The 12,650-nt window shown below is 59.8% G+C and carries 9 protein-coding genes; 3 read left to right on the top strand and 6 right to left on the bottom strand.

What is annotated here, in order from left to right:
* Positions 1–107: 107 nt before the first annotated feature.
* The gene (locus tag AC13DJ_RS13615; protein ID WP_094624071.1) at positions 108–677 is read right to left on the bottom strand and encodes a hypothetical protein; all 570 of its coding nucleotides are present in this window, start codon (positions 675–677) and stop codon (positions 108–110) included.
* A gap of 159 nt (positions 678–836) precedes the next feature.
* On the opposite strand from AC13DJ_RS13615, the gene pabB reads away from it, so the two are divergent.
* Positions 837–2,198, top strand: a complete 1,362-nt coding sequence (gene pabB, locus AC13DJ_RS13610) for an aminodeoxychorismate synthase component I (RefSeq protein ID WP_482933482.1) — start codon at positions 837–839, stop codon at positions 2,196–2,198.
* 59 nt (positions 2,199–2,257) lie between these two features.
* On the opposite strand, the gene thrH is transcribed toward pabB, so the two are convergent.
* Complete coding sequence (gene thrH / locus AC13DJ_RS13605; RefSeq protein ID WP_094624072.1) at positions 2,258–2,872, bottom strand: bifunctional phosphoserine phosphatase/homoserine phosphotransferase ThrH; 615 nt, start codon at positions 2,870–2,872, stop codon at positions 2,258–2,260.
* A 209-nt stretch (positions 2,873–3,081) separates the two neighbouring features.
* On the opposite strand from thrH, the gene AC13DJ_RS13600 reads away from it, so the two are divergent.
* Positions 3,082–3,807: a phosphoadenylyl-sulfate reductase gene (locus AC13DJ_RS13600; RefSeq protein ID WP_273134584.1), complete on the top strand. Its 726-nt coding sequence runs from the start codon at positions 3,082–3,084 to the stop codon at positions 3,805–3,807.
* A gap of 66 nt (positions 3,808–3,873) precedes the next feature.
* Here AC13DJ_RS13600 and cysB read toward each other — a convergent pair whose 3' ends face one another.
* Positions 3,874–4,851: an HTH-type transcriptional regulator CysB gene (gene cysB / locus AC13DJ_RS13595; RefSeq protein ID WP_022989017.1), complete on the bottom strand. Its 978-nt coding sequence runs from the start codon at positions 4,849–4,851 to the stop codon at positions 3,874–3,876.
* A gap of 214 nt (positions 4,852–5,065) precedes the next feature.
* On the opposite strand from cysB, the gene AC13DJ_RS13590 reads away from it, so the two are divergent.
* Positions 5,066–7,810 (top strand): winged helix-turn-helix domain-containing protein, encoded by a 2,745-nt coding sequence (locus AC13DJ_RS13590; protein ID WP_482933481.1) that lies wholly within the window; start codon positions 5,066–5,068, stop codon positions 7,808–7,810.
* Between the two features lie 248 nt (positions 7,811–8,058).
* Here the strand turns inward: AC13DJ_RS13590 and dinG are convergent, their stop codons facing one another.
* Genes dinG through AC13DJ_RS13575 form a run of 3 tightly spaced genes read right to left on the bottom strand, consistent with a single transcriptional unit; the run spans position 8,059 to position 12,644 of the window.
* The gene (gene dinG / locus AC13DJ_RS13585) at positions 8,059–10,245 is read right to left on the bottom strand and encodes an ATP-dependent DNA helicase DinG (RefSeq protein WP_482933480.1); all 2,187 of its coding nucleotides are present in this window, start codon (positions 10,243–10,245) and stop codon (positions 8,059–8,061) included.
* The gene (locus AC13DJ_RS13580) at positions 10,245–10,952 is read right to left on the bottom strand and encodes a general secretion pathway protein GspB (RefSeq protein ID WP_482933479.1); all 708 of its coding nucleotides are present in this window, start codon (positions 10,950–10,952) and stop codon (positions 10,245–10,247) included. Before AC13DJ_RS13580 ends, dinG begins: the two co-directional genes overlap by 1 nt.
* 3 nt (positions 10,953–10,955) lie before the next feature.
* Positions 10,956–12,644 (bottom strand): ExeA family protein, encoded by a 1,689-nt coding sequence (locus AC13DJ_RS13575; protein ID WP_482933478.1) that lies wholly within the window; start codon positions 12,642–12,644, stop codon positions 10,956–10,958.
* Positions 12,645–12,650: the final 6 nt, after the last annotated feature.

The following is a 12,650-nucleotide window of genomic DNA, read 5'->3' as shown; positions in this document are numbered from 1 at the left end:
TGAGTTTTGGTTTAGGTGTGGGCTTAGCTATCCCACAACCCATTTAAGATTGTTTTACAGTCTTATTCCGTGACTACCCTCACACTTCTAAACACCACTAAACTTGTTCACTTTCCATCATAGAAAAATTCGAAACTCTTATCCTGCGATACCGCAGCTCTGAACTCTGCGGTACCAGAGTTCAGAGTTACCGGCACTAATTTTATTCCGGATACACCCAAACGGTGCTCGTGTTCAATCGCAACAACTCGGCGCTTCATACCGTTCTTTTCTATAGTTCCAGGGTAAGCAACTAAGCCAGCATCGATCCGCCCGTGGCGAGCTACTGACTTCAGACTTGCGCGATACATTAGTACCTTGATTTCTGGAGGAGCTCCCTTCGCATCTTCTCCTAGCTGAATTTTCTTCAGCTCACCGTTCTTCATCAACATCCAAGCGTTTGGTTCAAAAACACCAGAGGATTCAAGTTCGTCTTTCACCTGGGCAATCGAAGCCTCCGTCATCGCCTTCAAATCTCCTTGCGCCTGTCGCACAACTAACGACAGCTCTTCGGCCGTAAGCTTCCCATCAGCTAGCACATGGTCTTCGTATTCCTTTTCTTGAGCACAGCTCAATGGAGCCCACATACCGGCCAGTGTTAGTGTAAGTATGAGATTCAGCGAGAGAAATTTATGCATTTTCTTAACCCAACATTTGTTTTTTTAGAGCACGAACAAAGCGGATCTCCGTTAGAATGATCCGCTGGCGGCACGATCATTAGATCAGCGCCTGTCCCAATCGGACAACGCCCGTTTTGTGCAGCGTGTAGCATTCTTCCAATTTTTAACGGAGGTAACTTGGCCTTTCCTGTCTGCCAGTCCATTTCCCGCCAGCAGTTTGATCAGCTTTGCAGCTATTCGGCCGCAGAGCCGGACTTTGTATTTCTGGGCGGCCAGGCAATTGCGGGTGGGCGCGGGGCTGCGCGGGGGTTCTCCTGCCATGCGGTGGAACGGGTCTCGTTGCCAGCCAATGCAGGCATGGGCGTGGACACTCAGGCTTTGGCCCGGGAGATGGAACAGCTGGCAGCGCCTTACCAGCCTGCATTCAGTTCGTTAAAGGAAGCGCCCTGCCCGCTGATCGGCGGCTGGGTCGGCAGCCTGGCCTATGAGTTCGGATACGCCCGGGAGGCGAAGCTGCAAGGGCTGGTGCCGGAGCTGCCGTTACCGCTGATGTTTGCCGGGTTGTATCTGTGGTTTGCGAGTGAAGACCTGGAAACAGGTGACTGTTACCTGTGGGTGCACCCGGACTTGCCGCAGGCTCAGCAGAAACAACTGGAGAACTGGCTGGCTACCCCCGCTGAGCCACAGCCAAGGCACTGGGCTTTGCAACAGCCGTTCAAGCCGACTCAAGCCCCGGCCGATTTCCGCAATCGCGTGCAACAGGTACAGGATTACATCCAGGCCGGCGATTGCTATCAGGCCAATCTGTCCCAGTCTTTTGAAGGCCACTACAGTGGCGATCCCTGGCTGGCGTTCACGGAACTGAGCCATACCAACCCCACACCCTACGCGGCGTTTCTGCGCCACGAAGGCAGCGCGGTGGTGTCGGTGTCACCGGAGCGGTTTCTCGCAATCCGCGACGGGGTGATCGAAACCAGCCCGATCAAAGGTACTCGGCGGCGTGGTGCCACGCCGGAGCAGGACAAGGCCCTGGCCGATGAGCTGCTGGCCTCGGAAAAAGACCGTGCGGAAAACCTGATGATTGTGGATTTGCTGCGCAACGACCTGAGCGTGAACGCCCTGCCCGGCTCGGTGAAGGTGGACGAGTTGTTTGCGCTGGAAAGCTACCAGAATGTGCACCATCTGGTGAGCCACATCCGCGCCCAATTGAAACCGGATGTAAGCCCGCTACAAGCCCTGTTTGACGCTTTCCCGGGAGGGTCCATTACCGGCGCCCCGAAAATCCGGGCCATGGAGATTATCCACGAGCTGGAACCCCACTGGCGCGGGCCCTATTGCGGGTCGGTGTTCTATTACGGGCTGGATGGGCGGCTGGACAGCAACATTGCCATTCGTACCCTGCTGTGTGAGGCGAGCGGAAGGATACAGTGCTGGGGTGGCGGCGGAATTGTGGCGGATTCCGACCCGGAGGCGGAATATCAGGAAACCCTGACCAAGGTGAAGCCGCTGATGGACTTTCTGGAACAACTAAAGCGGTAAGCGCGAACGATCTGTGCCGCCAGGTTTCCCGCAGCGGCACAGACCGGAATACCGGAAAATCAGGCGCTGTGAATGGCGCTGGCTTTCAGGAATTCCTGCCTCAGGTCGTCAAAATTGTGTACCGCCGGGAACTGCGGGAATTCGTCGATCACATTCTGGGGCGCGTGGAACAGAATACCGGCTTCGGCCTGGCCCAGCATGGTGGTGTCGTTGTAGGAATCACCGGCGGCAATCACCCGGTAGTTCAGCAACTGGAAGGCCCGCACAGACTGGCGCTTGGGGTCGCGCTGACGCAGCAGATAGTTGGTGATCTGGCCGTTGTCGGCCACTTCCAGCTTGTGGCACAACAGCGCCGGGTAGCCCAGTTTCTTCATCAGCGGCATGGCGAATTCGTAGAAGGTGTCCGACAGGATCACCACCTGAAAACGCTCGCGCAACCAGTCCAGAAACTCCCGGGCGCCGGGCAGCGGGTCCAGGGTGCCGATCACTTCCTGGATTTCCGGCAGGCCGTAGCCGTGTTCGTCCAGAATGCGCAGGCGCTGCTTCATCAGTACGTCGTAGTCAGGAATATCCCGGGTGGTTGCCTTGAGTTCTTCAATACCGGTTTTTTCTGCAAAGGCGATCCAGATTTCCGGGATCAGTACGCCCTCAAGGTCAAGACATGCGAGTTCCACAACGGTCTCCTGAATAAATGATAAGGTGGCAGGCACAACAGGCGCCCGACTTGCTGCCGCGTATGATATGAAAAACGAGGCGGGAATGCATCGGGAATCCCGGCCTTTAACCTGCCGGCGAGTTATAAATATATAGTTTGTCATTCCTTCAGGTTATGAGCGGTTTGATGATAGCCTTGCGGCAACACGATAACGATTGCTGGAACAATATGACTGACATCGATTCTCTGCGCACCGAACTGGACGGCCAGAGCCCACGGGCCATCCTGAAAGCCGCCCTTGCCCGCTATGACAACATCGCCATTTCCTTCAGTGGCGCGGAAGATGTGGTGTTGATCGAGATGGCCCACAAGCTGACGGATAATCTGCAGGTGTTCACCCTGGACACCGGCCGGCTGCACCCGGAAACCTACGAGTTTATCGAGAAAGTGCGCCAGCATTACGGCATTGAGATTGAAGTGCTGTTTCCGGATTCCGGGGAAGTTCAGGCCCTGGTGGGCAAGAAGGGCTTGTTCAGTTTCTATGAAGACGGCCATTCGGAATGCTGCGGCATCCGCAAGGTGAACCCGCTGCGCAAGAAACTGGCCACGGTGGATGCCTGGATTACCGGCCAGCGCCGGGACCAGAGCCCGGGCACCCGGAACGAGGTGCCGGTGGTGCAGGTCGATACGGCGTTCTCTACCGATGATAAAACCCTGGTGAAGTTCAACCCGCTGGCGAACTGGACCTCTAAAGAAGTCTGGGACTACATCCGCATGGCAGAAGCCCCCTACAACAGCTTGCACGAAAAGGGTTTTGTCAGCATCGGCTGCCAACCCTGCACCCGCCCGGTGCTGCCCGGCCAGCACGAGCGCGAAGGCCGCTGGTGGTGGGAGGAAGCCACCCATAAAGAGTGTGGTCTGCATGCCGGCAACCTGATTGGCAAATCCGGCTGACCTCAGCACGAAATCAAAAAAGCCCGCTTGTCATCGCTGACGGCGGGCTTTTTAGGTTCAGGGCACTCAGTAAACCGGCAGTTCGACGTCCTTGAACAGTTCCTGAATCTCGGTACGGCTGCCCTGGTGGGCGACTACGCGATCCACCATTTCCTTGGTCAGGTGCGGCGCAAAGCGTTGCATGAAGTCGTACATATAGCCCCGCAGGAACGTACCCTTGCGGAAGCCGATCCGGGTAACCGACGGGCGGAACAACTTGCTGGCATCCAGTGCCACCAGGTCGCTGTCGGTTTTCGGGTCGAACGCCATGCTGGCGATAATGCCCACACCCAGTCCCAGGCGCACGTAGGTTTTGATAACGTCGGCATCCGCCGCCGTGAACACCACTTTCGGGGTCAGGCCCTTGGACTGGAAGGCTTCGTCCAGCTTGGAGCGGCCGGTAAAGCCGAATACGTAGGTCACCAGCTGGTACTCGGCCAGCTCTTCCAGCGTCAGCTCCTGCCCCCTGGCCAGTGGATGGTCTTTCGGCACCACCACGCAGCGGTTCCAGCGATAGCAGGGCATCATCAGCAGGTCGTTGAACAGGTCCATACCCTCGGTGGCGATGGCAAAGTCCACGGCGCCGTTGGCCGCCATCTCGGAGATCTGCATGGGCGTACCCTGGTGCATATGCAGCGACACATCCGGATACTCTTCAATAAAGCCACTGATCACCGGCGGCAAGGCGTAGCGTGCCTGGGTGTGGGTAGTGGCAATACTGAGGTCGCCCTTGCGCTGGTTGCTGAACTCCTGGGCAATTTTCTTGATACCTTCTACCCGGCGCAGGATTTCTCCGGCCTCGCGGATGATAATCTCGCCGCCCGGGGTGATGCGGGTCAGGTGCTTGCCGCTGCGGGCAAACACTTCCAGCCCCAGCTCGTCTTCCAGCAGGCGGATCTGCTTGGAAATACCCGGCTGTGAGGTAAACAGGCTCTGGGCGGTGGCGGACACATTCAAATCGTGGTGCGCAACTTCCCAGATATACCGCAGTTGTTGTAATTTCATTGAATCTGTCGCTCCCTGGATGAGTCTACCGCCTGATAATACGCATAAGAACGGTTATTTTCATTCTTTTTTGATATACAAAAGGTAACTGTATTCAGTGTAGACCAATTCCGTGCTTTCGCAGCCCGGCCAAAGCCTTGCGTCATCGCAGCCCTTGACTTGCCGGCAGCAAAGCACACAATCCAAGACCTACATTTCGGTTAACCGGACAACCATGCTGCTGACCACCAAGTTTCTGAGGCCAACACCCGACCCGAGAGCCGTGCGCCGGCAACGGCTCGACTCGCTGCTGGAGCCGGAAACCGGCAAGCGGCTGAATATGGTGGTTGCGCCGGCGGGCTTCGGTAAAACCACCCTGGTAAGCCAGTGGTGTGCGCTGAACAGCCACCGCACCGCCTGGTTATCGCTGGACGAACACGACAACCAGCCACGCCAGTTCTGGCAATACGTGGTAGGTGCCTTTGAACACGCCGGACTGATGGGGCTGGAAGATATCCGCAAACAACTCGCCCGCAGTGACGGCGAGGATCAGACCGCCGCCATCACCGGTTTGATCAACACCCTGAGCCAGGACAACACGGCCTGGTTCCTGGTGCTGGACGACTACCACGAGATCACCAGCGACAGCATTCACCGCCAGCTGGGCTGGTTTATCGACTACCTGCCCCCGGGCATGCTGGTGACCCTTGCTTCACGCACCGAACCACCCTTGCCCCTTGCCCGCTGGCGGGTACGGCGGCAGGTGCAGGATATTCATCCGGGGCTGCTGGCGTTCTCTGAAGACGAATGCCGGGCATTCTTCCGGGACACCATGGCCATGGAGTTATCGGAGCAGGAAATCCGCTCGGTATGCCAGCGTACCGAAGGCTGGGTGGCTGCCATGCAGTTGTCGGCGCTGTCGGCCAAGTCCGGCCAGCTCAACCTGGACCAGACCGCTGCCACCCCAAGCCTGAACCCGGACGGCCGGCTGATCAGCGATTACGTGCTCACCGAGGTGCTGCGCCAGTTGCCCCGGGAACTGATGGACTTCCTGCTGGATACCGCCTGCTGTCCTCGCCTGTCCGGCGCCCTGTGCGATGCCATCCGGGAACGCAGCGACAGCCAGGATGCGTTGACCCGGCTACTGGCCCAGAACCTGTTCCTGATTCCGCTGGACACCCGTAACGAGTGGTTCCGCTACCACGACCTGTTCCGGGAAGCCCTGTTGCAACGCATTCAAAGCAAAGACCCGGCCCGGGCAGGGCTGATGCAATCCCGCACCATCGACTGGCTGCTCAGCCATGGCCAGGTGCAGGAAGCCATCGGCCAGATTGTCCAGCGCAAAGACACCGAGCGCCTGGCCCGGGTGCTCTCGGAGCACGGCAACAACCTCATCCACGGCGGTTTCCATTTGCCGGTACTGGAATGGCTGGAGAAAATCCCTGCGGATATCATCAACGACAGCCCGCAGCTGCAAATGCTCAAGGTCTGGGGTCTGTTCTTCGCCAACCGGGTAGAAGGGCTGGAACCGCTGCTGACCCGGGTGGAAGACCTGCTGGACCGCCGGGTGGCGGACTCGCACCCCGATGCCGAAGGCGCCCTGGCCATTCACAGTGAAGTATCGCTGGTGCGTTCGTACCTTGCCCGCAGCCGAAACGACGAGAAGAACGCCTCGGACCTGACCCGGCAGGTGCTCAAGGACATCGACAAGATCAGCATTCCCCTGAAATCCGTCACCTACTACGGCCTGGGCATGGATTATTTCGGCAAGGGCGAGCTGAACGAGGCTGAAGAAGCCCTGGAAAGCGCCGTGTATTACGGCCAGGTGGAGCGCAAACCCAGTACTGTGCTGTCTTCCGGCGGGTTGCTGGCGTGGATCCAGTACAACCGGGGCGACACCGACCTTGCCCTGGAAACCACCAGCCGGGTACGGCAATGGGTAGACGAACACTATGCCGACCCCAGCCAGCCGCGGCTGATCTCCTGTTGGCAGAACAGCGCCCTGATTGAGATCTACCGGGAACAGAACCAGCCCCAGACGGCAGCCGGCTACCTGTCGCCATTGCTCGAACACGTGGAAAAAGGCACCGAGCCCGGCCAGCATGTGGTCATCCAGTTCGTTCGGGGCCACCTGGCGTTCAGTGAAGGCAAGCTGGATGCCGCCATCGATGCCCTGAAAGATGCCGTTGCCGTTGGCCGAAAACGCCGAGATCACATCCTGTTTGATCCGCCCGCTGCTGCTGCGCTGCTGGCGCGCTGTTACCTGGCCACAGGCCAGGCTGACAAGGCCATGGACTGCCTGCAGCCGGCCCTTGAAGAACCAGCCACCAACCCCCTGAACCGGGAGCAGAACCAGATCGCCCTGGCCCGGGTATTGATTGCCCGAAATGACAGCCAGAAGGCCCAGGAGATTTTGTCTGCACTGATTCCAGCTGCCGAGCGCAACGCCCATACCCGTCACCTGGTAGAGATTCTGCTGGTGTACGCCGAAGCCCTGTTCGGCCAGGGATATGAGGAGGAAGCCAACCGCATGCTGGAACGTGCCATGGACAGGGCGGAACATGCCGGCTTCCTGCGTCTGTTTGCTGAAGAAAGCCCGGCACTGCGAGAGAAGATGCTGGAGCTGCCGCGGCTGAGAACACCGGGGCGCTGGAACCGGGAATTGCTGACCATGCTGAAGGATCAACTGCTGGAGCCACCCATGGCTGCCGGTTCAGAACCGGCGGAGCCGGAAGCGGGCGCCGCAACCCCGGCGCCGAGATCCGCAGTCAGCGAACTGGCCGAACCTTTAAGCCAACGGGAACAGGAAGTGCTGGAGCTGATCAACCAGGGCCTGGCCAACAAGGACATCGCCGGCAAGATGTCGGTGGCACCGGCGACGGTGAAAGCCCACATCCGTAACCTCTACGGCAAGCTGGGCGTGGGCCGGCGCACCGAGGCTCTGGCCCGGGCCCGGGAGCTTGGGCTGTTGGGAGACTAGGCCGGAACGTGACGCAGTTCACACTTTGCCCGAATTAAGCCCCCTCACTACGCCCTTTGGACGATCCGTTTACGCCCCCTTACGCCCTATCATTTAACCATGGTGAGGTTAGCGCCTTACCGCGAATTCTGAAATTCAGGCCTTCAGATTTCTTGTTCCGCGTTATTTCGACGCCCGGGTTCGTCAGAACCCCTTGATAAGAGCCACCCGATTGGGATGGCTCTTTTTTTATGGGCAGAAGGAAAGGCTCAGTATTCGATTACACGGCGGAACGGCGGCAGGGCATCCAGCAGCAGCTGGCCATAGCGGCGGGCGACAATGCGCCGGTCCAGGATGGTCACCCGGCCGGTATCCTGTTCGGTACGCAACAAACGGCCCACGGCCTGAACCAGCTTCACCGAGGCATCCGGCACGGTAATTTCCATGAACGGGTTACCCCCACGCTGGGTAACCCACTCAGCCAGGCTGGCGTCGATGGGATCATCCGGCACGGAGAACGGCAGGCGCGTAATCACTACGTGGTGCAGGTACTTGCCCGGCAAATCGATCCCTTCGGCAAAGCTGGCAACGCCGAACAGCACGCTGGGCTTGCCTTCATCAATGCGGGCGCAATGCTGCTTGAGCACTTCGTTCTTGGCCATGTCGTCCTGGGTCCGGATCAATTCCGGGTATTCCGGAGCCAAGGCATCCCTCACCTGCTGCATCTGCCGGCGGGAGGTAAACAACACCAGGGTGGCTTTTTCGCCGGCCCAGAGTTCCGGCAGGCGCTTGATCAGGGCATCGCCAAAACCGTCATCGGTGGGCATGGCATTCATGGCCGGCACTTCCACCGTGGCCATTTCGCCATAACGAAACGAGCTGGGCACCACCAGGTAACGGCTGGCTTCCGGCAGGCCGGCCCGGGACCGCAGGCGATCGAACTTGCCCAGCGCCGTCAGGGTGGCACTGGTGAGCACCGCACCATAGGCCCGGGACCAAAGCCGTGAATACAACAGGTTGTCGGCCAGCACCGGCGAGCTGTACAGGGTAATGTCTTCAGCGTGGTCCCAGCGCTGGCGAACCGCCCACCGGGCCGCGGGTGGGCCTTTGCGGATAACCGGGGCCGCGTCTGTACTTTCAGTTTGAGTGGTGCCATCGGAACCGGTCGCCCCTTCACACCAGGCTGCCCACAGGCGCAACTGCTCTTCCGCCCTGCTGTGGAAAGCACCGATCACCGGGTACCAGGAATCGGCGGTGTCCCGGTCCAGTTCCGGATCTTTGCGTTCGTCGAAGGCATTCTGCAGCTCTTCAACCAGGGTGCCCAATTGCCGGCACAGGCCGGCGGTCACAATGCGCGTTTCGGCCGCCAGTTCCGCCAGGGTATCCGGCAGCTCGCCATCCGGATAGCGCCACTGGGCGCTGCGGCGCTCGTCGTTGAATTCCCAAGCGGTATTAAGCTCCACCTCGTCGTACACCTTGGCAAGGGCAAGGTCGAGATCCCGACCAGACAGGCTGATCTTGTCCACTGCCTTGGCAGCCTGCGAACCACCGGGCAACCAGGGCTGCATTTTCACCAGGGCCTGGGACAGCTGCTTCAGCCACTGGCGGGTGGAGTTCAGGGGAACCGAGGCGGCAAAGTGGTTCAGGGCCTTGTCTGGCAGGTGGTGGGCTTCGTCGAAGATAAACAGGGCATTTTCCGGCTCCGGCAGGATCGCACCGCCGCCCAGGGCCAGGTCTGCCAGGACGAGGTCATGGTTGGCCACCACCACATCGGCATCGTCCAGGTCTTTGCGGGCATCGAAAAAGGCACAGCTGTCGAAATAGGCGCAGTGGCGATTGGTGCACTGGCGGTGGTCGGTGGTCACCTGGCGCCAGATTCCATCGGGGATCTGTTCCGGCCAATGGTCCCGGTCGCCATCCCATTCCCGGGAGCCGTAGCTGGCCAGCATTTTTTCAAAGGTAATTCGGCTGGCCGCGTCATCGTCTGCCGGCTGGTCCAGCAGGAACAGCGGCATGGTGTCGCTGTCGCCATGGCCTTCGTCGTGCAGCCGGGATTCCAGGCGGGACATACACAGATAACGGCCACGGCCCTTGGCCAGGGTCCAGCTGAAATCCAGCTTGCTGTGCTTGCGCAGGTCCGGCAGGTCTTTCAGGACAATCTGGTCCTGCAGGGCAACGGTGGCGGTGGAAATCACCAGGGTTTTGCCCAGCGCCCTGGCCACAGGGATGGCCGCAATCAGGTACGCCAGGGTTTTACCGGTACCGGTACCGGCCTCCACCACGCAGGTGGCCGGCGGCGAGGTGCGCTGACCATCGTTGTCGGTGATATCGCCCATGTATCGGGCAATCTCGGCAATCATCAGGCGCTGGCCATAACGGGCACGGATGTCCTTGCCGGCCAGCAAGTCACGGTAGGCCTGCTGGATTTGCTGCTTTACGTCTTCTGTCAGGGCCATTATCTCGGGCTCACCCAGTCCCTCACGGTACCAACACGGAAGTACTGGCCGTTCTTGCTGAGCACCACGCCGTCTTCGGTAATGCGTTCAATGGTGAGCTGTTCGAACCGGTCGCCGATGCGCAGGTAACGATTATTGATCATCACGCGGCTGGCGGACGGGTCCGAGGAATAGATATGGCTGTTGAAGGTCAAGTCGGGCACGCTCTTCTGAAAGGACAGGGGCAATTCTACCAGATGCGGCACCCTGCCCTCTGGCCGGGGCTGGGTCAAGCCCGGATTGGATTTTGACTGGCTGGGCACGATCACCACCGGTTCTGCCCAGAGCTCTTCGGTGCCGGAGTGGGCTTCCGGGACATCCGGAATCGGTACCGCCGGCACTGGAGCTGGCTCCGGCTGTACAGTTGCAACCGCTTCCGGTTCGGGCTTCGCTTTCGGGGCTTCTGCAACAGGCTGTTCGGTCGGTACCGGTTGTGCCGGGTCAGGTTCGGCCTGCATGGCGGTGGCAGCCGGGCCGGTTTCCGGCCAGAACACATAGGCCATCACCCCGGCATTTACCAGCAAGGCCAGCACCACAACCCACACCACCGCGGGTACCCGCTTTTTCTTCGGCCGGTACACCATCTGTACCTGGTGGCCGAGATCCGGATCCTTGCCTTGCCGGCGCTCGGCTTCGGACTTTCTGAGGGCATCAAGAATGTACGACATAACCTACCGGGTGCCTCCCGCCGGGGCTGTTACCAGGCGCGGCACCCGCACTTTAAGGTCGTTGTTCATCTGAATGATGGTCATGGCGCCGGGAATACCGTCTACCGTCAAACCTTTCTGCTCCTGGTACCAGCGCACCTGCTGCTCCATGGCCAGGCGTTTGACCCGGGTACTTTCAGGCCCCGAACCGGCCAGCCGATCTGCGATTTCCATCATGCGGGCCGCGATCCAAAGCTCCTGTCCGGATTCATCGCCGTAGAAGCCGTCACCGGTCATGAATTCCGGTACCCGCCAGAGTACCTGGAAATCGCCAAACCAATAGCGTTCCAGTTCCCGGAACGGAACCGTTTCGGTGCCCCCCGGAACGGCCAGTGTGGCGGTGTCGCCATCCAGTGAACGCAGTACCGCATAGCGGGCCTCGCCATTTTCCGGCTTGAGCACCAACAGTGCCGGGCGATCAATAAATTCCAGGCTGCGGCGGCTGCCCTGGCGCTCCAGGCAACGTAACCCTGAGTTCTGGGCGTGGTCACAGGCGTTGGGAAAAGCGGTAGGATTGTAGTCCTTGCCCCAGATATCAAACAGTTCCACAAAGGCCTGGGCGCGGGGCATGGCGTGGCTGTCGAGAACAAACGAAGCCGGCTGGCTGGCAGCGGGTTCTGCCGGCTCGGGGCTTTGTTCGGCAGAAACGGGATCTGTAGTCTCGTCCCGCTCGATGGTGCCTCCGGCCTGAACTTCCGGGTTGCTATCGGCCAGGGCCTTGTTCACCGAATCCGGGCTGTCCAGCAGCCACAGGGTGGCAATAATGGCCAGCAGAATACTCGCCGCCACCAGGGCCAGCTGGCTTTTTGCCGGCCCGCCGGAGCCGGTCCGCAGGCTGCGATTACGGATACCACCGGTCACTTCTTTCGCGGCCCGCTTGATATGGGCGCGGGTTATCTGGTGTTCGCCCTCGGCGTAGGCGCCCAGCAGTGCACGGTCGCTGATAAGGTTGATCAACCGGGGCACACCCTCGCTGGCGCGATACAGGTTTTTGACCGCACCGGCGGAAAAGAGGTCACCGCGCAGGCCTGCGACGCTCAGCCGGTATTGCAGGTAGGCGGGCAGTTCCGCCTGGTCAATGGCATCCAGGTGGTAACGGGCGGTTACCCGCTGGTTCAGCTGGCGCAGTTCCGGCAGGGCCAGGATGTCCTGCAGTTCCGGCTGGCCCAGCAGCACTATCTGCAACAGCTTTTTCTCGGCAGTTTCCAGGTTGGTCAGCAGGCGCAGCTGCTCCAGCACTTCTGCGGAGAGGTTCTGGGCCTCGTCGATAATCAGTACCTTGTGCCGGCCGGCGGCGTGGGCCTTGAGCAGGTCCTGGTTGATGGCATCCACCAGGATCTTGATGGTGGCGTTGGCTGCGTGGGCAATGCCCAGTTCGTCGCAGATAGCCGACAGCAACTCCCGGGCCGAGAGCCGGGGATTCAGGATAAGCGCTATGTCGACGTGTTCCGGTGCGTTCTCGATAAAACAGCGGCAGACCGTGGTTTTGCCGGTTCCTACCTCACCGGTAATCACGATAAAACCGCCCTGCCCCTGCACGCCATACATCAGGTGCGCCAGGGCTTCTTTGTGGCGGTCACTCAGGTACAGGTAGCGGGGGTCCGGCGCAATGGAGAAAGGCGGTTCCCGAAAGCCAAAAAAATCGTAGTACATGTTTCC

It is taken from the genome of Marinobacter sp. L-46 (genome assembly GCF_056859535.1).
This window is presented reverse-complemented; position numbering and strand designations above follow the sequence as displayed.